Source organism: Arthrobacter sp. AQ5-05 (assembly GCF_003287975.1).
Taxonomy (GTDB): domain Bacteria; phylum Actinomycetota; class Actinomycetes; order Actinomycetales; family Micrococcaceae; genus Paeniglutamicibacter.
Genome location: NZ_QMKQ01000027.1, coordinates 19,902 through 41,366, shown reverse-complemented (window position 1 = coordinate 41,366; position 21,465 = coordinate 19,902). Strand labels below are relative to the sequence as shown.

Genomic DNA, 21,465 nt, shown 5'->3' with positions numbered 1-21,465 from the left:
CCAGAAAGTCTGGCACCCTTAAAGAACTATGCAGCAACTACCGTCCCCCCAGGTTCTCACCGAACTATTGCCCCCCGTCATCTTTGAACTGGGACAGCGATTCGTCGACTCCGGTTTTGAACTCTCCCTGGTGGGAGGCCCGGTGCGGGACCTCTTTCTTGGCAGGGTGTCCCCGGACCTGGACTTCACCACCAGCGCCTCCCCTGATGAAACCCTGGCCGTGGTGGCCGGGTGGGCGGATGCCACCTGGGAAGTGGGACGCGCCTTCGGCACCATCGCCTTGCGCAAGGACCAGCACACCATCGAGGTGACGACCTACCGGGCCGACGCGTACGACCCGTCCTCGCGCAAGCCCATCGTGGCCTTCGGCGACAAACTCGAAGACGATTTGTACCGCCGCGACTTCACCATGAACGCCATGGCCCTTCGCCTGCCGGGCCTGGAGCTGGTGGACCCCTACAACGGGGCCGTCGACCTGGCCGCCGGCGAGGTCCACACACCCGGGGCGCCGTCGATGTCCTTCTCCGACGACCCGTTGCGCATGATGCGCGCGGCGCGTTTCGCCTCCCAGCTGGGGATCGACGTGGCTGCCGACGTGCGGGCCGCCATGTCGGAAATGGCCGAACGCATCAAGATCATCTCGGCCGAGCGGGTCAGGGACGAGCTGGTCAAGCTCATCAACGGCGCCAACCCGCGCGCGGGCATCGACCTGCTGGTGGACACCGGGCTGGCCGACATCGTGCTCCCGGAGGTCTCCGCCCTGCGCCTGGAGATCGACGAGCACCACCGCCACAAGGACGTCTACCAGCATTCCCTGACGGTGCTCGAACAGGCCATGGAACTGGAAAGCGATGCCGACGGACCGGTTCCCGGGCCCGACTTCGTGCTGCGCTTCGCGGCCCTGATGCATGACATCGGCAAGCCGGCGACCCGCAAGTTCGAGCCCAACGGGGCCGTCAGTTTCCGTCACCACGACGTGGTCGGCGCCAAACAGGTCAAGGCGCGAATGCGCGCCTTGCGCTTCGACAACGACTCCATCAAGGCCGTTGCCCGGTTGGTCGAGCTGCACATGCGCTTCTACGGATACGGCGATGCCGGATGGAGCGACTCGGCGGTGCGCCGCTACGTCCACGATGCCGGGGGCCTGCTGGAGCGCCTGCACCGGTTGACCCGTTCCGATGTCACCACCCGCAACCGCAAGAAGGCCGACCGGCTCAGCTTTGCCTACGACGATCTCGAGGCCCGCATTGTCGAGATCAGCGAGCAGGAGGAGATGGCGGCCGTTCGCCCGGACCTCGACGGGCAGCAGATCATGGAGTTGTTGGAGATCAAGCCCGGCCCGGTGGTGGGACGCGCCTACAACTTCCTGCTGGAACGCCGCCTGGACAACGGCCCGATCGACCGGGACGAAGCGGTATCCGTGCTTCGCGAGTGGTGGGCGCAGCAGCCGGAGTCAACCGGGCAGTAGTCCAATCAGATCCTCGAAGGGTCCCGTATCGGCGTGTCGAAAGAGACACGCCGATACGGGACCCTTTCCTTAAAGTTTTCCCAAATTGATGTGGCGCAATGTCGGATCGTTGTGTACAGTGGAACCTGTGATTGAGAAGTCTCAATGAGACATCGAGATCGAATAGACAATATTGGCGCCAGGTGTTTCTGGCATGTTCTTCCAGAAAAGGAGGTGGGAATGATGATTAATTCAATGAATTTCGACGGCTTCTATGTGCTCCGTCATGGCTTCGGCGGCTTTACCGCCCGAGCAACTTCCCCTGCCTCCGGAATGGCGCCCTGCTAGTACTTCCCTAGCTTTTCAAAGTTCCCGAGGCTGATGAGTCATTAATCGACCAAATCCTTGAGGAACTTTCATCATGTCTACCCAGATCACTTCGATCACCACCCAGGCTGCTCGCTCCGCCGAACTAATATTCGCCGGACCTGAAGCGTTGCATGCCCGCACCACTCGGCCGGCCGAACAGGCCGCCTTCCGCACCTCCAACAAGGTCGAGGGGAGGTAACCACCGTGGCTGCAAAAAACCGAAAGCCGAAGAACAAGGCTTGGCTTCAGACGCAGTTCAACCCGGACAACCGGGATCGTGAACTGCGTAACCACCTTCCGATGGACATGGTCTTCCGCGTGCGGTGAGTGAATTAGGATCGGGCATCCACAGCCGATCCGGAATTCAGCTCACTCACCGACACAGGAGCAAGACCCATGGAAACAACTGAAACCCACAGTGCAAAGCCCGCCGGCTTCACCGGCGGGCTTTGCCGATTAAACGGACGCTTCGCTTGGCTCTGTCGAATCGATGACCGTGCCCGGGTCCAACTGCGCACGCCAGTGGCGCAGGAACGCCAGCCCTGCATGGTCGTGAATGACATCGTCGTCCAGGCCAAGATCCCTGGCCGTGAGCACGGGGTATGGTTTCCCGGCAGGAATGCCATCACCCGGGCGTACATCCACGTGGCTGACCTCGTGCCCGTGCGCAGCCAGCCAATCGGCCATGGCATAGTCCGTGCGCGAATCGCCGACGGTGAACCACGCTGCGGGCACAATCCCGTCGGAGGCCAAGAGGTCCAGGGTGCGCCTGGCACCAAGGTCCTTGCCCAGTGCCACCGATTCGATGTCCGTGGAAATGATGGTTGGGTCCACCCGGTATTCGATCCCGTTGTTGGTGCCCGCCATGCTGACCTCGAGGCGCTCCACGCCAAGACCCAGGCGAGTCATCGCTTCCAGTGCGGCCGCGTCGAAGTCCGCCTGGACGCGCCGGTACTCGGTGTTGTCGGCGTCGATGTTTTGCTCCACCGAGACCATGGCGCGCTTGGTCTCGTCAAAAAACATGTGCGACCCAAAGGATGAAGCCACCAACTCCCGAATCTCATCCGAGTAGTGCCCCGGAACAGCGAGCTCGTGGTCGACATGCACCTCGCCGGCGCCTGTCGAATCGAAGGTGAACCAGGTGGCACCCTTCTCGCAAATCGCGTGGATCTTCAACGTCGAGGCCATTCCCGCCGCGATCATGGGTGCCATCACCTGCTGCTTGATGAAATCATCCGATCGCCCCGTGTTGAAGACAACGGGAATTCCGGAGACTGCAAGATCCAGAAGCAGCCCTATGATTTCCGGGGCGACGTCGCGGGTCACTGGCGAGGCGATCGGTCCGTCGACATCGAGAAGCAAGGCAAATGGCGGTGTTGTGGTCATGTTCTTCATTCTCCCATCGCACCGTTGCGGAACTGAATCACCGCAAATCCACCGACAGGCGGCCGCCATCGATGTTGCCCATGACCGGGATGCCGGTGGAGCGAGTCTGTTCCTGGCCAAGGAAAGAAACCCACACTGCTCGACACCCGGATCGTTGTTCCGGGGGAATTCTTCCTCTGGACGGATAGGGCAAGGCGCTCCGGTCCCCGAGAGGGAGCCGGAGGGACGTTGCCGGCTCCCTGTGCCGCGGACTGACGACAGGCCAAGGTCTCAGCGCCGGCAGCGAGGGAAACCATGTGGTTCTTGCTTTCGCCGACACGACGTCCGACCTACCGATGGGGGAGCGTTTCGAATAGGCCCCCACGGCCCCGCATTCAGGACGTTTACAGCGTTGCGGTGATAGCTTGAAGGGGAATCAAGGAAAACCAAAAACCTTGGTCTTCCTCATCCCCCGAACACCGGGAATCCAGATAGGGGACACACGATGACAGCGACGCCAGAAACCGACATGAGTGATCTAGCGATTGCCTCACGGGCCGTGCTCAAGCCCATTTCCGAGATCGCCGCGACCGCGGGGATCCCGGAGGACGCTCTCGAGGCCTACGGTCGGTACAAGGCAAAGGTCGATCCGGCACTCTTGACGGCACGCGGCGTCAAGCCAGGAAAAGTGGTCTTGGTCAGCGGCATTTCCCCGACCCCTGCCGGTGAAGGGAAATCCACCATGGTGGTGGGCCTGGGGGATGCGCTGGCCGCCACCGGAACCAAGACCATGATTGCCCTGCGCGAACCGTCCCTGGGTCCGATCTTCGGCATGAAGGGCGGAGCCACCGGCGGAGGCTATTCGCAGGTCCTGCCCATGGATGAAATCAACATGCATTTCACTGGGGACTTCCACGCCATCACCAGCGCCAACAACCTGTTGATGGCGTTGCTCGACAACCACCTGCACCAAGGCAATGCATTGGGCATTGACCCGCGACGCATCACGTTCAAGCGCGTCCTGGACATGAACGACCGCGCCCTGCGCAACATCGTCATCGGCCTTGGCGGCCCCACCGAGGGCGTCCCGCGCGAAACGGGATTCGAGATCACCGTGGCCTCGGAGGTTATGGCGGTCTTCTGCCTGGCCAACGGCCTCGAGGATCTGCGCGACCGCCTCGGACGCATGACCATCGGCTACACCTATGGCAAGGCCCCGGTCACGGTCGATGACCTCGGCGCAGCCGGAGCCATGGCCATGCTGCTCAAGGACGCGATCAAGCCCAACCTTGTCCAGACCATGGCCGGCACACCCGCTTTCATCCACGGAGGTCCGTTCGCCAACATCGCCCACGGCTGCAACTCCGTAATAGCCACCAACACCGCACGCTCGCTGGCCGACATCGTAGTCACCGAGGCCGGCTTCGGCGCAGACCTTGGCGCCGAAAAGTTCATGGACATCAAGGCCCGATATGCGGGTTGCGACCCCAACGCGGTCGTCCTGGTGGCCACCATCCGGGCACTGAAGATGCACGGGGGAGTGGCAAAGGACGGTCTCAAGGAAGAAAACGTCGAGGCCGTGCGCCTGGGCATGGCAAACCTCGCCCGGCACGCCTCAAACATCAAGAAGTTCGGGATCCAACCGGTCATCGGCCTGAACAAGTTCGTCACCGACACCGACGACGAACTCGCGGTTGTCACCGATTGGGCCGCCGCGAACGGCATCGAATGCGCCGTGGCCGATGTATGGGGCCAGGGCGGTGCGGGGGCCGAGGACCTGGCCGCCGCCGTCCTGCGCGCCATCGCGGCACCGAGCAACTTTGCCCCGCTCTACGAATTGGATCGGCCCGTCGAGGAAAAAATCCTGACAGTGGTCCGCGAGATCTACGGAGGAGACGGAGTCGAGTACTCGGCCGGGGCCATGCGGATGCTTGAACAAATCCACGCCAACGGGTGGGACAACCTTCCGGTGTGCATGGCCAAGACCCAATACTCGTTCTCCGACGACCCCAAGCTCCTGGGAGCCCCCGAGGGATTCACGCTGCAGGTCAGGGATCTCATCCCCAAGACCGGTGCCGGCTTCATCGTTGCAATCACCGGCACGATCATGACCATGCCGGGCCTTCCAAAAATCCCGGCCGCCATGCGCATGGACGTCGACGAAAACGGAAACGCAGTGGGCCTGTCATAGGGCGACGGCAGCGCAGGAACTGCGACGTGTCTTGAAACCGGCAAGAACGAGCTTGAATGCCAAAGCCACCACCTACGTGGTGGCTTCGGCATTTGGCCCCCGGGAGCGCGGGGCGTGAAGTGCCTAGCGTTCGATGTCGCCGCGGATGAAGGCCTCGACCTTTTCCTTGGCGATGTCGTCGTTGAACTGCTCCGGCGGGGACTTCATGAAGTAGGACGACGCCGAGACCAGCGGTCCGCCGATGCCACGGTCCAGGGCGATCTTGGCGGCACGCACGGCGTCGATGATGACACCGGCGGAGTTCGGGGAATCCCACACCTCGAGCTTGTACTCCAGGGACACCGGGGCGTCGCCGAAGTTGCGGCCCTCAAGGCGGACGAAGGCCCACTTGCGGTCATCGAGCCAGGCGACGTAGTCGGACGGGCCGATGTGCACGTCGTCCGCTTCCAGCTTGGCCGAGGTGTTGGAGGTGACGGCCTGGGTCTTGGAGATCTTCTTGGATTCCAGGCGGTCGCGCTCAAGCATGTTCTTGAAGTCCATGTTGCCGCCGACGTTCAGCTGGTAGGTGCGGTCCAGGACCACGCCGCGGTCCTCGAACAGCTTGGCCATCACCCGGTGGGTGATGGTGGCGCCGATCTGGGACTTGATGTCGTCGCCCACGATCGGGACACCTGCAGCGGTGAATTTGTCGGCCCACTCCTTGGTTCCGGCAATGAACACCGGCAGGGCGTTGACGAAACCCACGCCGGCGTCGATGCATGCCTGGGCGTAGAACTTGGCCGCTGCGTCGGATCCGACAGGCAGGTAGCAAACCAGCACGTCGACCTTGGCGTCCTTCAAGGCCGCAACCACGTCCACCGGCTCGGCGGAGGATTCGGTGATGGTCTCGCGGTAGTACTTGCCCAGGCCGTCAAGGGTGTGGCCGCGCTGCACGGTGATGCCCGTGGTGGCAACATCGGCGATCTTGATGGTGTTGTTCTCGGAAGCGAGGATGGCGTCGGCCAGATCCAGTCCGACCTTCTTCTCATCCACATCGAAGGCCGCAACGAATTGCACGTCGTTGACGTGGTATTTGCCAAACTGGACATGCATCAGTCCGGGAACGGTGGCCTGCGGGTCCGCGTCACGGTAGTACTGGACACCCTGGACCAACGACGTGGCACAGTTGCCCACGCCAACGATTGCAACCCGAATCGGATTTTCCGACACCTTTGTCTCCTCAAAATCAAAAACTTCCAAGCAGGGGAAGACCCGCCGCCCGGCACACTTTCAATGCTAAGTGAGAAGCCGTGCCGGTTATTCCCCAGGGGTGTCCCGCGAGGGTGAGGGCGGGCCCCGATCAGGTCCGGGAGCCCCGTTCGCTCAGCCAGCAACGCCGGATCCGCAACAGCATTGCCAATGCCGGACGCGGCAAGGTGGTGCGGACCCGCTGCCGGAAGGCAACCTCCTTCACCATTGCCAATTGCGCATCTGACGTGGTCAATGTCTGATTCATGGCGCGCTGCGCGTAATGGGCCATGGCCGAGGCGAACTCCGGGCCGCGACGGTGGAAGTAGTTCTCGCGCAACCACGCACGATTCGGAAAAGAAAAGTGCAACGAAGCCGCGTCATCTAGGGTTCCGAGCAGGCCCGAACCACGGAAAACCGAGTTGAGCATCGCATCATTGAGCCCGAAGTCGGTCAGCACCAACACCGGCAGCCCGCGGTCCACCGCCTCCAGGGCCGCTGTGGAGGAAACCGTCAGCAACGCGGAACCTGGAGCCAGCGATTTCTCCATGGGGCCGGTCACGAACTCCACATGCCCGTTCCCGATCTTCCCCGCGGCGACCAGTTCCTCCCACAAGCTGTCGTAGGGATGGGCCTCGAGGTGGGTCTGGGGCTCCCCGGCCCGGGCACGGAGCTTGACCAGGACCCGAACCGCCGGGTTCAGCCTCGCCACCTTCTCCAGGGCCAGCAGGATCTCCTGGCGCTCGGCACGCTGCACCGGGACCTTGGCCTGGGCCGCGAACACCACGGTGTCGATGGCGAATGGTGCCGGCTGCGGGAACCCCGCGGTCTTCAGGAACGGCAGCTTGGAGACCAGGACGTCGGGGCGGTGCCCGGATTCCGCCTCCGCCAGTTGCAGGAATTCGCGGGCCTCGGCATGGGAATGCACGATGAACGCATCTCCGCTGCGCCGATAGGCCCATCCCTTGGCGGTGGCCGGGTAGGCGACTCCGGGCAACGCCGAAATCAGTGCGGAGGGGCGCATCGCGTTGGCCCTCGAGCGCAGGAGCTTGGTGAAAAGCTCGCTGACCACCGGTCCGGTGGCCGCGGCAAAGATGATGTGCGCATCCAGCGAGCGGTAGTCCAAGGCGGCGCGCGGCAGCACCGGGATCTGCACGTCCTGGAAGCAGGTGCCCGAGGTGGCGGCGGCGACCTGGTCGGGCGTCGGCGCGATGGGAGTGCGCACCAGCACCACGCGGCGGTCCCATTCCGGGCCCAGGGCATCGAGCGTGGTGCAGGCGAGCTTGAGGTAGGAATCCGAGTCGGCCACCGCAACAATGCTGGGCCTGGCAACGGGTGTGTTCATGTGGGCAGCAGCTCCAGGGACGAGGACAGGTGGGAACGAAGTTCTTCCGTGGCGGCGGGGGTCCACCAGGCGCCGGGAACCTGCTTGCCGATGATCCGCACGCCCGATCCGCCCAGCAACAGCCGCAACGAGGGCAACGCGGTGGAGGGCAGGGCACGGACCACCTGGCCGCGGCGCAGGGCGCGCAGGCGCATCTCGATCGGGATGGTGTGCTCGCGCACCGCGATCTTCTGGTGCGCGGCCAGCAGACCCAGGAATTGGGGGGATTCGCGGCGGTGCGGGAAGTAGGCGACCGGCCCGTCGAGGGTCAGCGAATGCAGCCAGCGGAAGTACGGGTCCGGGTGGATCAGCCCGTCGGCGGCCATCGCGGAGCCGACCACCACTGTGGGTTCGGCGATCCGCTCGGCCACCGGCTGGGTGTTCAGCCACTCGAAACGGTGCGATTCCAGGTGCCCACCAAGCTCGCGGAACCTGCGTGCCACCCCCGGCTCCACCGGCAGGGCCGTGAAGACCAGCAGCCGAGAGGCCCGGGCCAGGGCGCGCAGCCGGTACCAGCTGGCTATCCCCAGCGCGCGGCGCGCCGGGTTGGGATTGGAGCGCGGGCGCACCAGAGCCGTCGGTTCGCTCGCCACCAGCGCCCGGATGAGCCCGAGCGTGGCCAGCCCGTCGTCGATGACCACGATTTCCTGCACCGCGATGTGGCCCAGCAGTGCGCGCTGGACCCGGCCCGAGTAGGCGTCCCCGGTCACCCAGCGCCGCGCGCCGGCCGATCCCGGGGCCGGGGGCACCTGGGTGGGGGGCGCGAACTCCACGCCCGCCGGTGCCCGGGCCATCAGCGTGGCCAGCGTGGCATCCAGCGTCGTGGTGCCCCCGCGCGGGTGGATGCGGCTGGAAGTGCCCAGCAGCCCGGCGCCGTGCGCCTCGATGGCGGAGAGCAGCTGCAGCGGGGACTCGACCCAGACCTCGGCGTGGCCGAAGCGGGGTCGGGCCACGCCGGAATCAGCCCGGTACTCAGCGGGATGCACGGGAGGCCCCCTCCTGCAGCGTGCGTGCCAGGCGCTGCAGCGAGCGGGTCCCGACGCGCAGCGCGCGGCGCTGCAGCCGGCTGCCCCAGTGGCGGCGGCGGCGCGGGTGCGCCCAATGCGGCGGAAGATCCAGTGCGGCCAGCCGGCGGCGCTTGAAGTGGGCGCCGAAGCGCGAGTAGTTCGCCTCCAGGAACTCGGCGGCGCCTTCGCGCAGCCCGGGCAGGTTCTCGTATTGCATGCAGTAGGCGACGGCTCCCAGCAGCGCGGTGAGCTCATCGTTTCCCTCGGCGTCCGCCGGGGCGTCGAGCCCGGCCACGAGCAGGGCGTCGACGATCGAGACGGGGATGCGGTTGGAGTTCTGGTAAGGGCTCAGCTCCTGCAGCAGCTCCGCGGTGCCCACGGCGATCACCGGGGTGCCAAGCATGTACCTGGCGCTGAGCAGGGCTGTGGAGAAGCAGGAGACCACCACCAGCGGCTTCATGAGCGTGATGACGGTTTCGGCCAGCAGGTCGGTGTCCAGGATCTCGAAGCCCAGGCCCAGGGATTCGGCGCGGGCCCGCAGCTGCAGCGCGGCGGTGGGCCCCGCGCTGGGGTGCGCCTTGAACACCACCGACGAGGCCCCGGCATCGCGGGCGGCCAGCAGCATCCGGTGGTGCAGCTCGAGTTCCGCGGCCGTATCGAGGATCCCCAACGACCCCAGGTACTGGCCCACCACCAGGGCGGCGTCCCTGGGCAGGGCGAGGCCGGCCGGCTCGACTGCGGCCGCCAGTTCGGTGAAGACCGCCGCCAGCGCCTCGAGCCCGAGCACCTTGCGTTGCACCGGGGTTTCGAGCAGCAGCATGGGCTCCAGGCCCGGGACCAGGTCGATGTGGATGGTTTCGCGCAGGCGCTGGAGCATCGCCACCGGCAGCTTGTTGCGCGTGGGGCCGTAGGACATCAGTCCGTCGGAGTGCACAGAGATCGGCGCGTCGAAGAAGATCCTCGCCAGCGCCTGGGCCGGATTCACCTGGATGGATTCAAGCACCAGCGACACCGGGCCCCGACCAAGGTCCCAGCGGTGGCGCAGCAGCTTCTCGAAGAGCGGCAGCTCCTCGTTCCGGGGATTGAATTGCCCGGGGCGGCGCGGCCACAGCAGTTCGCCCAGGTCCACCACGTCGTCAAAGCGCGCGGCCAGGAGCTCGAAGCCCGGGTTCTGCCGCAGTGGCGTGGTGATTTCGGGCAGCTGGCTGCCGTTGGCCAGCACCAGGATTCGGCGCTTGGCGGCCGGCAGCAGCCCGGCGTCGATCATGGCGGCCAGCGAGACGAGTTGGAAGTAGGTGGATGCCTGGACGAGTTGGATCATGAGCTTGCCTGCCTGGTGTTGGCCGCGGGGGTGAGCGGGGACAGTGCCTTGCGGCGCTTGGCGTCGAGTTGGGCCAGCCCGTCGTGCAGCAGCTCCGCCGGCAGTGCCGAAAGCCTCGCGGCGATGCCCGCGCGCAGGGCCTGGCGCAGCGACGGCGGCCAGGCGGAGGCACGGCCGAGGTGGTGGCAGGACACGGCAAGGAATTGCCGCAGCGCCTTCGGGGCGTGCACCAGGTGGGCCGGGTCTCCCAGCACCAACTCGAAGATGTCACCGAAGGCGGCCAGGAAGTCGAGCTGCCGGTCGTCGAAGACCTGGGTGAGGGAGCCGGGAAGCCCGCGGCGGTAGAAGATCCCCGGGGCGTTGAGCACCGCGTAGCTTTCGGCGCGCAATGCCAGTTGCCAGAACCACGGCCGGTCCTCGGCCGTGCGCAGCGCCTCGTTGAACCGCGGGGCCGCGGTTTCCAGCAGTCGGGCGCGGTACATGCCGGCCCATGAGTACGGGTAGTCGATCATGGTGGCGCTGTCGACGGGGGAGATGTCCGCGGCCGGGTCCAGGGCGATGTTCCGGTTGGCCTGCGGGGCGCGGTACAGGGCCCGGCTCCCGCCGGTGACCCGCACGTGGTCGCAGCGCACGAAGTCCACGCCCAGGTCCTCCAGGCCGCCGGCCAGCAGGGCAAGCTGTGTCGGGGCCATCCAATCGTCGGGGTCCAGGAAGGAGATGAATTCCCCGGTTGCCTGCGCAAGCCCGGTGTTGCGGGCCGCGGAGACCCCGCGATTGGCCGGGTGCGTGATGATCCGCAGCCCCGGAAGCTTCGAGGTGAATTCCCCGGCGATTGCAGCGGTGGCGTCGGTGGAGGCATCATCGATGACCAGGACCTCGAGCTCCCGGGCGCCCAGCTGCTGGCGTGCCAGCGAGGCCAGGGTGTCGCCAATGAAGTCCTGCTGGTTCATGGCCGGAACGATGACGCTGATGAGCCCGGGGATGCGGGCCTTGGCGGAGGGACGTGCGGCTGTGGAAGGCATGGGGATCTGGGGGTGGTCCTTAGGTCTGGAAAAGCTGGTTGGCGGCGTTTGGCCGCCTCATGCCGTGGGGGTGCCCGCCGGAAGGCGGACACCCCCACGGTCCTGAAACCATGCGGAAAAGATGACCGCTTAGGCGTCGACGCGGCGCAGGCGGCTCAGCGGTGCCAGCTCGCCCGGGAAGACGCGCTTGACGCCGTCGCCCATGGCGGATTCGAGGATGCGGATGTCGCGGATCAGTGCCTCGAAGCCCTTGGGCTCCAGCGAGGAAGCCTGGTCCGACCCCCACATGGTGCGGTCCAGGGTGATGTGGCGTTCGACGGTGACGGCGCCCAGGGCGACGGCGGCCAACGAGATCTGCAGGCCGCGTTCGTGGCCCGAGTAGCCGACGGGCACCTGGTAGCGCTCCTGCAGGGTGGTGATCATGCGCAGGTTGGCTTCTTCGGGAGGCAGCGGGTAGGTGGAGGTTGCGTGCATGATGACCAGGTTGGAAGTGCCGAGGGTTTCCACGGCCTTGTCGATCTGCTCGATGGTGGACATGCCGGTGGAGAGGATGATCGGCTTGCCGGTCTGCGCCAGGGCCGTCAGCAGCTCGATGTCGGTGACCGAGGCGGAGGCGACCTTGTGGGTCACCGCGCCCTGCTCTTCCATGAACTCGACCGAGGGGACGTCCCACGGGGAGGCGAAGGCGTGCAGGCCCTGCGCGGCGGCGTAACGGATCAGTTCCTTGTACTGGGCTGCATCGAATTCGACGCGGTAGCGGTAGTCCATGTAGGTCATGTCGCCCCACGGGGTCGAGCGGATCTTGTCGCGCATGTCCATCGGGGTGGAGATCTCCGGGGTGCGCTTCTGGAACTTCACGGCGTTGGCGCCGGCCTTGGCGGAGACGTCGATGAGCTGCTTGGCGATCTCCATGTCGCCGTTGTGGTTGATGCCGATCTCGCCGATGACGTAGACCTGCTGGCCGGTGCCCAGCAGCTGCTCGCCGATGGCTACGGGTGCGGTTTCGGTGGTGGTGATAGTCATGGGGACATGCCTTTCATGTGTTGCCGGACCGTTCGGGGATTGAATGGGTGAAGGTCTCGGTGAGGATTGGTGGAAAACTGTGGGGGCCTAGTGGGCCAGGGATGGTTCCAGTGGCCCTGATGCCGGGGCGGATGCAGCCACGGTGATGCCGGCCAGGATGAGGTCGGCCGCTTCGCGGACCGCGCCGTGGCCGCCGTTGGTGGAAAGCCGGTGCCGGGCCGCTGCATGGACCGATTCGCGAGCGTCGGCCACGGTCAGCGGCCAGCCGACCTGGCTCATGGCATCCAGGTCGTTCACGTCGTTGCCCAGGTAGGCGACGCGTGCCGGGTCCAGGCCGTGCCCGGCGATCCATTGGTTCAGCACGGTGGCCTTGTCCGCCACGGCTTGGGCGACGTCCACGCCGAGCTTGGCGGCCCGGGCGGTGACCACGGGGTTGGTTTCGGTGGAAAGGATCAGCAGGTGGATTCCTGCCTTCTTCAGCAGCGAGATGCCCATGCCGTCGGAACGGGAGACCCGCACCGCCTCGGTGCCGTCCTGGCTGAGGTAGGCGGTGTCTTCGGTGTGGACACCGTCGAAGTCGGTGACCAGTGCGTCCACGTCGATCCCTGCGGCTGGCGTGTTCCCTGAAAGCCGCCAGCGGGCCAATTCCAGGTCCGCCTCGGTGTCGATGTCGATGCCGTGTTCCTCGGGGACCCGGGCCAGGGCCAGGGACCCGAAGAAGCGATGCTCCGCCTCCAGGAACCCGGCGGTGTCCATGACGTAGAACGCCCCGGTTTCGCGGAAGCGCGGCTCGCGGTCCTGCCGGCGCGGACGCCGGGCGGCGTCGTGGCCGCTGGCATGGGCGGCGCCGGTCTCGTCGCAGCTCCAGTGGAACCCGTGGTCCGGGACCACCGCGAAGCTCACGTCCGCTGCTCCGCTGGCGACCGTGGTGATGGCCCCCTGCAGGTCCGCCGGGTCGATGACCGGCGAGGTGCATTGGATGAAGACGGTGATTTGGGGGAGTACGTCCAGGGTGCCCAGGGCGTGCAACAACACCGATTCGCTGCTTGCGGTATCACCGGCGATATCTGCCGGGCGGTCGATGACTGTCGCACCGTGGGCCAGGGCCTCGGCCTTGATCTCCGGGTGATCCGTGCTGACCACGACGTCGAGAACTGACGGCGTGGCAAATGCGGATTCAATGGCCCGTGCCAACAAGGTTTGGCCGCCGATCCTGCGCAGGTTTTTTAGCTTGATCCCCTTCGATCCTCCACGTGCCGGGATGATGACCAGGGTCTTTGCTTCACTGTTCGTGCTCACAACCAAAGACGCTATCGGCGCGAATCAACCAGCTGGCCGCATTTAGGTTAACGGCAGACGACAACTGCAAGGCCAGTGGGCGCGGGGCGGTTGGGCATGGACGTAGAGTGGCTCCATGAGTGGACTCGAGGACCGCATATCGCTGCGTGGCTTGGTGCTTTCCGATGCCGCCACCATGGCGCAATGGGCAGCGGACCCGGAGTTTTGCCGCGCCGCGGGATGGTCGACGGACCTGGAGCCGCGGGCCCACCTGGAGTTCCAGCGCAAGATCGTGCTCGATCCTCCGGCGGGCTTGGTGCGGCTCGGAGCCGAGTTTGCAGGTGGTCTGGTCGGCTACGTGGACCTTCACGGCAGCGAGCCGCGGCGCCGCGAGCTGGGGTTCTTGATCGGGGAACGCCGGCTGTGGGGCAGGGGACTGGGGCGCCGGGCCGCTGCCGCGGCCCTGGGCCACGGTTTTGTTCGGATGGGCCTGGATGAGATCTGGGCCGAGGCACTGGAAGCGAATGCGGGTTCGATGCGCATCTTGCTCGGACTCGGTTTCAGGTCCACCGGCACGGGGGACACGGATGAATACTTGGGTGTTCCCGGCGTGTACCGGCGCTTCGCACTTTCCGCCGGGGAGTGGGCCGCTGGAGACCGGGATATCGCGGGCGTACCTATGATGGAAGAACCGAATGTTCGTCGACAGCAAGGAAAAACGTGAGCGACAAAGTGCTGGCAGACCCGCTGGCCCTGGAGAACCAGGTCTGTTTTGCCCTGTCGCTGGCCTCGCGCAGCGTGATTGCTGCCTACCGGCCGGTCCTTGAGCCGCTGGGCCTGACCCACCCGCAGTACCTGGTCATGCTGACCTTGTGGGAACATGAACCGCTGTCGATCAAGGAGCTGAGTGCGCTTCTCCACCTGGACCCCGGGACACTTTCACCGCTGGTCAAGCGGATCGAGGCGCTGGGATACGTGCAACGCAGCCGCAGCGCCGCGGACGAGCGGATCCTGCAGGTCATTCTGACCGAGAAGGGCAGGGCCGCGCGCGAGCTGGCCCTCGAGATCCCGAAGGAAATGATGCAGCGCCTGGACATCGATCTCGAGGAACTCAACGCGCTCCACGGAACCATGAAGAAGCTCATTGACGCCGCCATGAGGTCCCAGCACTAGGCCATTTGTCTTGCCAGGGCCGGGATCCGGCCAATTAGTTGGTGCACCAATCATTCGAATACAATTGAAGGTGACAGCCGCACGTCCGCGGAGAATCCGTCACGCAGCAGCAGACCGGATCCCCACAGAAAGAGACTGAAAACCATGAGCGACAAGAGACTGCCCATCGTCAAGGACACCACCGGGCTGAGCCTCGTCTACCGCGCCTTGTGGCGCCTGCAGTTCGTGGGGTTCTTCTTCTTCGGCCCGGCCGAGCTTCCCCCGCACCGAGACCCGAAGGAAAAGCTGAAGCGCGAGCGTGCCCGGAAGGTCCTTGCTGCGCACGAAGCTGCCGGAACCCAGGCACCCGACGAGGTCATCGCCACCGCCAACCGCTGATCCGCGCAACCCACAGCGCGACGCATGGGAAACGCAACTTTGTGCATGCTTTGTTGATCCAGCACGGCAACAGCAACAACATCTCAAGAGCGGCCCGAAAACCCTTGAGCCGCCTGCGGAAAGCTTGGCGCAAGATTGCAAGAAAGATGTTCCCTTCCTTGTGGTTCGACCCGGAAAGTTGATCCTGCACCGGCCGCTGGGGCCGGCGCAGGACTTTTCGAGGATTGCACCATGAACAAGATGACAAAAGGCGCACTCGCAACCGGCCTTGGCGTGGCCCTGCTGCTTGGCGGAGGCGGAACACTCGCTGTCTGGAACAGCACGGTCGAAGCCAACGCCGGGAAGATCGTCACCGGCGACCTGGAGCTGACGGCGGGCCAGGGGACCTGGAGCAACGCTTCCGGCCAGACCATCGACCCCTCCACCTACAAGGTGGTACCGGGAGACCAGCTGCGCTTCTCCCAGCCCGTCACGGTGGAGCTCACGGGAGAACAGATGCGGGCCTCACTCACAGTTTCCGACAAACTCGCTTCCTCGGCCTCCTACCTGAGCGTGGCGAACCCGGTCCTCACCGATGTGCATGGCGCCACCGTTCCCGCGGAACTTGTCCCGGCATCCAGCGGCGTCTACACCGCCTCGGTGCTCGTGACGTTCCCGGCATCGACCACCGGCACCACGGGTGCCCACACAACCAACGACCTGGGCAAGATCGGCTTCAAGCTGGAGCAGAACGCCCCGACGAACCCCACTTCCTAGGCGACGAGGCAAATCCGGGTCGCCGGGAGACCGCCATGGGCACAAAAACCGCACTGAAAACCGGGGCGCTTCTGGCGGTCGCCGCCATCCTGGGGCTTGGCACCGTGCAGGGCACGCTGGCCGCCTGGAATGCGGCGGCAGCCTCGAAAACCCAGACCGTTGCCACCGCCCAATTCTCCCTGTCCATCAAGGCGGAGGGCGCCGCGGCGCAACAGCTGTCGGTATCCGGGCAAGAAGTATCGCTGCCCGGGACCACCGGCCTGCTGCCCGGAACTTCCCGCACCACGGCCCTGACGCTCACCAATACGTCCGACGCGGGCAGCGGGACGCTGGGGGCCGCGGTGCAGGTCGGGAGTCCGAGGGTTTCCGGGGCCCTGGCTGCTTACCTCGGCACCGACATCTACCGAGCCCAGGGCACCGATTGCTCGGTGGACGCCGCCCCAAGCCAGCTGGAGTTGGCCCAGGGCAAGAGTGCCGTGCTGTGCCTGCGGACCACGCTGGCCGGCAACGCGCCCGCAACGCTCGGGGGAGCGGGCGCGAAAATCACTTTTGCCCTGGGGGCCACGCAACACCCCTGATCCCCCAGCCACCAACGCAACGAGGTTCACGCCATGACCAGGCAGCCATCAGCATCCCGATCTTCTTCCGCTTCCGCGCCCCTGCGCCGGGCGGGAACCGCGACCAGCTTCATGCTGCTGGTGGCCGCGGCACTGGCCGCGCTGGTGCTCGTCGTGGTTCCGCTGCTGACCGGATCGCAGACCTACTCCGTGCTGACCAGCTCCATGAAGCCCAACTACGGCCCAGGGACGCTGCTGGTCGTCAATCCCGCACCCTATGGATCGCTGAAGGTGGGGGACGTGGTGACCTACCAGGTGGCATCGGGCCGTCCGGAGGTCATCACCCACCGCATCGTGTCCATCGCCGCAGACCAGGAAGGTCACCGGACGCTGGTGACCAAGGGAGACAACAACGATGTTGCCGACAAGCTGCCGGTCACCGAGGTGCAGGTCCGCGGAGAGCTGTCCTACGCCGTCCCGTATGCCGGGTTCGTGGCCAATTGGCTGGGCACCCAGAACCGCGGCGCGGTCGGCCGGATTGCCGCGGCGGGACTCATCGGATACGGGGTATTCACCATGTTCCGCGGATTGCGTGCCCGCCGGCGCGCGGCGACAGGCAACGCCGCATCCCTCGGCCCAGACAAGGTGTCGGCATGAGGGCCGGGCGCGTGCCGGGCCTGCGACTGGTGGCCATCGCATTTGCGGCGGCGGTGGTCCTGGGACTTGGTGCCACAGCCGCCCAGGCGCTCTGGTCGCTGGGGGGCACCGCCTCCACCGATGTCACAGCCGGCGCCTGGGCCCCGAAGGGTGTCGATGCCGCCACGGTGTCCTGCTCCCGGACGGATGGCAGCTCCTATTCGGACCTGACCCTGTCTTGGGCCGCGGTGGATGCCTCCGGATACTCGGTGAAGACGGTGCACAACGCGGTGGCCGTGGCCGAGACCACCTCGGCAACCACGGCCACGCTGCGCCTGCCGCGCACCTCGCTGCAGGGCAAGGACATGTTTGCCGTGAGCATCACGCCCAGCGCATCCGGGCTTGAGGGTCCCGCGGCCCGGATCGACGCCGTACTGACCAATGCGGCACAGGGTGCAAAGGTCGTGTGCACGCCGGCCAAGTAGCCGGCCGCCCGCACCGGGCTACGCGCCGATGTAGGCGGCCAGGTGCTTGCCGGTCAACGTGGAGCGATCCGCCACCAAATCGGCCGGGGTCCCCTCAAAGACGATGCTGCCGCCGTCGTGGCCGGCACCCGGGCCCAGGTCGATGATCCAGTCCGCGTGGGCCATGACCGCCTGGTGGTGTTCGATCACGATGACCGACTTGCCCGATTCGACCAAGCGGTCCAGCAGGCCCAGCAGTTGCCGGACGTCGGCCAGGTGCAGGCCCGTGGTCGGCTCGTCCAGGACGTAGATCCCGCCCTTCTCGCCCATGTGCGTGGCCAGTTTCAGGCGCTGGCGCTCGCCGCCGGAGAGCGTGGTCAGTGGCTGGCCCAGGCTCAGGTAGCCCAGGCCCACCTCGACCAGCCGGGTGATGATCTTGTGCGCGGCCGGCAGCTTCGCCTCTCCCTGCGCGAAGAACTCCTGCGCCTGGGACGCCGACATCGCCAGCACCTCGGAGATGTCCTTGCCGCCCAGGTGGTACTCCAGCACCATCGAATCGAAGCGCTTGCCCTCGCACTCCTCGCAGGTGCTTGAGACCCCGGCCATCATGCCCAGGTCGGTGTAGATGACCCCGGCGCCGTTGCAGGTGGGGCAGGCGCCCTCGGAGTTCGCACTGAACAATGCCGGGTTCACGCCGTTGGCCTTCGCAAACGCCTTGCGGATCGGCTCCAGCAACCCGGTGTAGGTTGCGGGGTTGGAACGGCGCGAGCCCTTGATCGCGCCCTGGTCCACCGTGATGACTCCCTCGGTCCCGGACACCGAGCCGCGGATCAGCGAGCTCTTTCCCGACCCGGCGACCCCGGTCAGCACCGTGAGCACGCCCAGCGGGATGTCCACGTCCACGTTCTTGAGGTTGTTGGTGTTCGCCCCGCGGACCTCGAGCGCTTCGGTGGAGGTGCGCACCCTCTCTTTCAGCGTCGCGCGGTCATCCAGGTGGCGCCCGGTGATGGTGTCACTGGCGCGCAGGCCTGCAACGGTGCCCTCATACATGAGCTGCCCGCCGGCGGATCCGGCCTTCGGGCCCAGGTCCACCACATGGTCGGCGATGGCGATGGTCTCGGGCTTGTGCTCGACGACCAGCACGGTGTTGCCCTTGTCGCGCAGGGCCAGCAGCAGCTCGTTCATCTTGTCGATGTCGTGCGGGTGCAGCCCGATGGTCGGCTCGTCGAAGACGTAGGTGACGTCGGTGAGCGAGGAGCCCAGGTGGCGGATCATCTTGGTGCGCTGCGCCTCGCCGCCCGAGAGCGTGCCCGAGGGACGTTCCAGGGAGAGGTAGCCCAGCCCGATGTCGACGAACGAGTCAAGGGTGTCCCCGAGCGCGTCCAGCATCGGGGCGACCGAGGGTTCGTTGAGCCCGCGCACCCAGGAAGCCAGGTCGCTGATCTGCAGGGCGCAGGCGTCCGCGATGGATTTGCCCTCGATCTTCGAAGTGCGGGCGTGCTCGGCCAGGCGCGTGCCGCCGCAGGCGGGGCAGGCGGTGAAGGTGACGGCGCGTTCCACGAAGGCGCGGATGTGCGGCTGCATGGCCTCGAGGTCCTTGGCCAGGTGCGACTTCTGCAGTTTCGGGATCACTCCCTCGTAGGTGAGGTTGATTCCCTCGACCTTGATCTTGGTGGGCTCGCGGTAGAGCAGGTCGTCGAGCTCCTGCTTGGTGAACTTGCCCAGCTTCTTGTCCATGTCGAAGAACCCGGAACCGGCAAAGATGCGCCCGTACCAGCCGTCCATGGAGTATCCCGGGACGGTCAGGGCGCCCTCGGCCAGGGACTTGGTGTCGTCGAAGAGCGCGGCGAGGTTGAAGCCATTGACCTTGCCGCGGCCCTCGCACTCGGGGCACATGCCGCCGGTGATGGAGAAGGAACGCCGTTCCTTGATCTTCTTCCCGCCCTTTTCCATGGTGACCGCACCGGCTCCGGAAACGGAGGGGACGTTGAAGGAGTAGGCCTGCGGGGAACCGATGTGCGGCTGCGCCAGCCGGGAGTAGACGATACGCAGCATCGCGTTGGCATCGGTCACGGTGCCGACCGTGGAACGCGGGTTGGCGCCCAGGCGTTCCTGGTCCACCAGGATCGCGGTGGTCAGCCCCTCGAGGGTGTCGACCTCGGGGCGGGCCAGGGTGGGCATGAAGCCCTGCACGAACGCGCTGTAGGTCTCGTTGATCATGCGCTGGGACTCGGCGGCAATGGTGCCGAAGACCAGCGAGGACTTCCCGGAGCCGGAGACACCGGTGAACACCGTCAGCCGGCGCTTGGGGATCTCGACGCTGATGTCCTTGAGGTTGTTCACCCGTGCCCCGCGCACACGGATCACCTCGTGGCTGTCCGCCGCATGCGTGGCCGCCGCCGCACTGGTCTTGGTCTCGCTGCTCATCAGTTCTCCATTTGCCGCCGGTCCCGCATCGCCGGAACCCCCGCTGCCTACATTAGTGCCCCGGCAGGTGCGCGGACTTCTTGAAAACCGCCCGATTCCCTTTCCCATGCCTGGCGCCAATTTTCGAAGGCGATTGCACCGAGTGGCAGAGGGCGTCTGCGCTGCGCCGGTGCGTCCGTAAGGGGAACGCTCTGTGGGAGGCCGAGAGGTTCGGAAGAACTCCTGGCGTGGGTTCTTGGGTAGTGTCAGCTCCGGTCCTGCGGTGAACGACGCAAACTATGGCAAGAACGGAAGGGGGCGGGCTAGTGATGAATACAGATCCATTACCAGCCCGCCCATGGGGGTTATTTTACTATTGTGGCCGTCTCAAGCTGTCCTACGGCCCGGTACTGCAGGTACTACCGGTGTTGCTGGTACTGCTGTGGTCGTCTCAAGCTGTCTGACGACCACGCCCTCCGGGTACTGCTCTACTGATCTACTGCTGGTATTGCTGCGGTCGTCTCAAGCTGTCCGACGACCGGGTACTGCTGGTACTGCTTTACTGCCGGGGTTGCTGGTACTGCTGTACTGCTGCGGTCGTCTCAAGCTGTCCGACGACCACGCCCTCCGGCTACTGCTGTACTGCATTTACTGCGGGTACTGCTTTATTGCCGGGGTTGCTGGTTCTGCTGTACTGCTGCGGTCGTCTCAAGCTGTCCGACGACCACGCCCTCCGGCTACTGCTGTACTGCCATTTACTGCGGGTACTGCTTTATTGCCGGGGTTGCTGGTTCTGCTGTACTGCTGCGGTCGTCTCAAGCTGTCCGACGACCACGCCCTCCGGCTACTGCTGTACTGCTGCGGCCGTCTCAAGCTGTCCGACGGCCGGTTACCACTGTGCGGGTTTCCCCCAAAAAGGAAGCAACTGCACCTTCCTCAATCGGGAGAGGTAAATCGCTATTCTCCCCGCATGCCAAGAAATATAGTAGTGCTTCCTGAGAAAATCAAATCCTCAAATTTCCCAGGGTCTGGTGGAAGAGTTGTACACCAAGGAACAGAGCTCGCTGGCCTACAGAACGCCCCAGCAGGGGTGCCCAGGGACGACCTGCAGCAGCGGCCCATTGCGTATTTCCGTTCCCTTACCATCAGGAACCCATTCTTTTGCTGCCGAAATCGGCGCAGTCCCGCAAGGGGCCTGTCCGATTTTCCACTTGTGAGCGTCCCGTAATCCGGTCGTTCACCGGAGCGCGTGCAGAGGGCTTCGGAATTTTACGAAACTGCATGGTTCCGCAGGCGTCATATTCCCGTCTACCGTGCCCGAGAAAAAGCCCGGTGATGCGGAGTCTAAACGCTGCACGCAAATTCATGGCCGGACTCCCGATCGCATACGCAAACGTATCCTCCAATGGCCGGGACGCGACTTCCCAGATGAATGCCCTTCGTTCCCTTGGGTTGCCACAG

General features: G+C 65.4%; 19 protein-coding genes. 10 read left to right on the top strand and 9 right to left on the bottom strand.

Annotated elements, in window-relative coordinates; all coding sequences use genetic code 11:
• The first annotated feature begins 28 nt into the window (after positions 1 to 28).
• Complete coding sequence (locus DQ353_RS17565; protein WP_113764484.1) at positions 29 to 1,468, top strand: CCA tRNA nucleotidyltransferase; 1,440 nt, start codon at positions 29 to 31, stop codon at positions 1,466 to 1,468.
• A 400-nt stretch (positions 1,469 to 1,868) separates the two neighbouring features.
• Positions 1,869 to 2,015 (top strand): hypothetical protein, encoded by a 147-nt coding sequence (locus DQ353_RS21820; RefSeq protein WP_181578474.1) that lies wholly within the window; start codon positions 1,869 to 1,871, stop codon positions 2,013 to 2,015.
• Between the two features lie 257 nt (positions 2,016 to 2,272).
• Here DQ353_RS21820 and DQ353_RS17560 read toward each other — a convergent pair whose 3' ends face one another.
• A complete protein-coding gene (locus DQ353_RS17560) occupies positions 2,273 to 3,202 on the bottom strand; it encodes a Cof-type HAD-IIB family hydrolase (RefSeq protein ID WP_286166881.1) in 930 nt (309 codons plus the stop codon).
• A gap of 484 nt (positions 3,203 to 3,686) precedes the next feature.
• Between DQ353_RS17560 and DQ353_RS17555 the strand changes: the two genes are divergently transcribed.
• On the top strand, positions 3,687 to 5,372 hold the full coding sequence (locus DQ353_RS17555; RefSeq protein WP_113764482.1) for a formate--tetrahydrofolate ligase: 1,686 nt from the start codon (positions 3,687 to 3,689) through the stop codon (positions 5,370 to 5,372).
• 123 nt (positions 5,373 to 5,495) lie between these two features.
• Here the strand turns inward: DQ353_RS17555 and DQ353_RS17550 are convergent, their stop codons facing one another.
• The 7 genes from DQ353_RS17550 to DQ353_RS17520 all read right to left on the bottom strand — a co-directional run bounded on the left by DQ353_RS17550 (position 5,496) and on the right by DQ353_RS17520 (position 13,655).
• Positions 5,496 to 6,581, bottom strand: a complete 1,086-nt coding sequence (locus tag DQ353_RS17550; protein ID WP_113764481.1) for an inositol-3-phosphate synthase — start codon at positions 6,579 to 6,581, stop codon at positions 5,496 to 5,498.
• Positions 6,582 to 6,711: 130 nt separating this feature from the next.
• Positions 6,712 to 7,944 (bottom strand): DUF6716 putative glycosyltransferase, encoded by a 1,233-nt coding sequence (locus DQ353_RS17545; RefSeq protein WP_113764480.1) that lies wholly within the window; start codon positions 7,942 to 7,944, stop codon positions 6,712 to 6,714.
• The gene (locus tag DQ353_RS17540; RefSeq protein WP_113764479.1) at positions 7,941 to 8,969 is read right to left on the bottom strand and encodes a hypothetical protein; all 1,029 of its coding nucleotides are present in this window, start codon (positions 8,967 to 8,969) and stop codon (positions 7,941 to 7,943) included. Before DQ353_RS17540 ends, DQ353_RS17545 begins: the two co-directional genes overlap by 4 nt.
• The gene (locus DQ353_RS17535) at positions 8,956 to 10,311 is read right to left on the bottom strand and encodes a polysialyltransferase family glycosyltransferase (protein ID WP_113764478.1); all 1,356 of its coding nucleotides are present in this window, start codon (positions 10,309 to 10,311) and stop codon (positions 8,956 to 8,958) included. The genes DQ353_RS17540 and DQ353_RS17535 overlap by 14 nt, the downstream gene beginning before the upstream one ends.
• Positions 10,308 to 11,333, bottom strand: a complete 1,026-nt coding sequence (locus DQ353_RS17530) for a glycosyltransferase family 2 protein (RefSeq protein ID WP_113764477.1) — start codon at positions 11,331 to 11,333, stop codon at positions 10,308 to 10,310. The genes DQ353_RS17535 and DQ353_RS17530 overlap by 4 nt, the downstream gene beginning before the upstream one ends.
• 129 nt (positions 11,334 to 11,462) lie before the next feature.
• A complete protein-coding gene (locus DQ353_RS17525) occupies positions 11,463 to 12,356 on the bottom strand; it encodes an N-acetylneuraminate synthase family protein (protein ID WP_113764476.1) in 894 nt (297 codons plus the stop codon).
• An 87-nt stretch (positions 12,357 to 12,443) separates the two neighbouring features.
• On the bottom strand, positions 12,444 to 13,655 hold the full coding sequence (locus DQ353_RS17520) for an acylneuraminate cytidylyltransferase (RefSeq protein ID WP_286166880.1): 1,212 nt from the start codon (positions 13,653 to 13,655) through the stop codon (positions 12,444 to 12,446).
• A 115-nt stretch (positions 13,656 to 13,770) separates the two neighbouring features.
• Here DQ353_RS17520 and DQ353_RS17515 point away from each other — a divergent pair, with 115 nt between their 5' ends.
• From DQ353_RS17515 to DQ353_RS17485, 7 genes are all read left to right on the top strand, one after another.
• The gene (locus tag DQ353_RS17515) at positions 13,771 to 14,358 is read left to right on the top strand and encodes a GNAT family N-acetyltransferase (RefSeq protein ID WP_113764475.1); all 588 of its coding nucleotides are present in this window, start codon (positions 13,771 to 13,773) and stop codon (positions 14,356 to 14,358) included.
• Positions 14,355 to 14,807, top strand: a complete 453-nt coding sequence (locus DQ353_RS17510) for a MarR family winged helix-turn-helix transcriptional regulator (protein WP_113764474.1) — start codon at positions 14,355 to 14,357, stop codon at positions 14,805 to 14,807. Before DQ353_RS17515 ends, DQ353_RS17510 begins: the two co-directional genes overlap by 4 nt.
• A 144-nt stretch (positions 14,808 to 14,951) precedes the next feature.
• Positions 14,952 to 15,185 (top strand): hypothetical protein, encoded by a 234-nt coding sequence (locus DQ353_RS17505; protein WP_071213631.1) that lies wholly within the window; start codon positions 14,952 to 14,954, stop codon positions 15,183 to 15,185.
• Between the two features lie 231 nt (positions 15,186 to 15,416).
• Complete coding sequence (locus DQ353_RS17500; RefSeq protein ID WP_113764473.1) at positions 15,417 to 15,941, top strand: alternate-type signal peptide domain-containing protein; 525 nt, start codon at positions 15,417 to 15,419, stop codon at positions 15,939 to 15,941.
• Positions 15,942 to 15,976: 35 nt separating this feature from the next.
• A complete protein-coding gene (locus DQ353_RS17495; RefSeq protein WP_113764472.1) occupies positions 15,977 to 16,519 on the top strand; it encodes a hypothetical protein in 543 nt (180 codons plus the stop codon).
• A 33-nt stretch (positions 16,520 to 16,552) separates the two neighbouring features.
• Positions 16,553 to 17,155 (top strand): signal peptidase I, encoded by a 603-nt coding sequence (locus tag DQ353_RS17490; protein ID WP_113764471.1) that lies wholly within the window; start codon positions 16,553 to 16,555, stop codon positions 17,153 to 17,155.
• Complete coding sequence (locus tag DQ353_RS17485; protein ID WP_113764470.1) at positions 17,152 to 17,619, top strand: hypothetical protein; 468 nt, start codon at positions 17,152 to 17,154, stop codon at positions 17,617 to 17,619. The genes DQ353_RS17490 and DQ353_RS17485 overlap by 4 nt, the downstream gene beginning before the upstream one ends.
• Positions 17,620 to 17,637: 18 nt before the next feature.
• Here DQ353_RS17485 and DQ353_RS17480 read toward each other — a convergent pair whose 3' ends face one another.
• Positions 17,638 to 20,025: an ATP-binding cassette domain-containing protein gene (locus DQ353_RS17480; protein WP_113764469.1), complete on the bottom strand. Its 2,388-nt coding sequence runs from the start codon at positions 20,023 to 20,025 to the stop codon at positions 17,638 to 17,640.
• Between the last annotated feature and the right edge of the window lie 1,440 nt (positions 20,026 to 21,465).

Coding starts and splice junctions, on each gene's coding strand:
- DQ353_RS17495 (WP_113764472.1), top strand. CDS start 15,977: ATGGGCACAAAAACCGCACTGAAAACCGGGGCGCTTCTGGCGGTCGCC.
- DQ353_RS17505 (WP_071213631.1), top strand. CDS start 14,952: ATGAGCGACAAGAGACTGCCCATCGTCAAGGACACCACCGGGCTGAGC.
- DQ353_RS17530 (WP_113764477.1), bottom strand. CDS start 11,333: ATGCCTTCCACAGCCGCACGTCCCTCCGCCAAGGCCCGCATCCCCGGG.
- DQ353_RS17500 (WP_113764473.1), top strand. CDS start 15,417: ATGAACAAGATGACAAAAGGCGCACTCGCAACCGGCCTTGGCGTGGCC.
- DQ353_RS17560 (WP_286166881.1), bottom strand. CDS start 3,202: ATGACCACAACACCGCCATTTGCCTTGCTTCTCGATGTCGACGGACCG.
- DQ353_RS21820 (WP_181578474.1), top strand. CDS start 1,869: ATGTCTACCCAGATCACTTCGATCACCACCCAGGCTGCTCGCTCCGCC.
- DQ353_RS17535 (WP_113764478.1), bottom strand. CDS start 10,311: ATGATCCAACTCGTCCAGGCATCCACCTACTTCCAACTCGTCTCGCTG.
- DQ353_RS17525 (WP_113764476.1), bottom strand. CDS start 12,356: ATGACTATCACCACCACCGAAACCGCACCCGTAGCCATCGGCGAGCAG.
- DQ353_RS17515 (WP_113764475.1), top strand. CDS start 13,771: ATGAGTGGACTCGAGGACCGCATATCGCTGCGTGGCTTGGTGCTTTCC.
- DQ353_RS17490 (WP_113764471.1), top strand. CDS start 16,553: ATGACCAGGCAGCCATCAGCATCCCGATCTTCTTCCGCTTCCGCGCCC.
- DQ353_RS17480 (WP_113764469.1), bottom strand. CDS start 20,025: ATGAGCAGCGAGACCAAGACCAGTGCGGCGGCGGCCACGCATGCGGCG.
- DQ353_RS17565 (WP_113764484.1), top strand. CDS start 29: ATGCAGCAACTACCGTCCCCCCAGGTTCTCACCGAACTATTGCCCCCC.
- DQ353_RS17485 (WP_113764470.1), top strand. CDS start 17,152: ATGAGGGCCGGGCGCGTGCCGGGCCTGCGACTGGTGGCCATCGCATTT.
- DQ353_RS17545 (WP_113764480.1), bottom strand. CDS start 7,944: ATGAACACACCCGTTGCCAGGCCCAGCATTGTTGCGGTGGCCGACTCG.
- DQ353_RS17555 (WP_113764482.1), top strand. CDS start 3,687: ATGACAGCGACGCCAGAAACCGACATGAGTGATCTAGCGATTGCCTCA.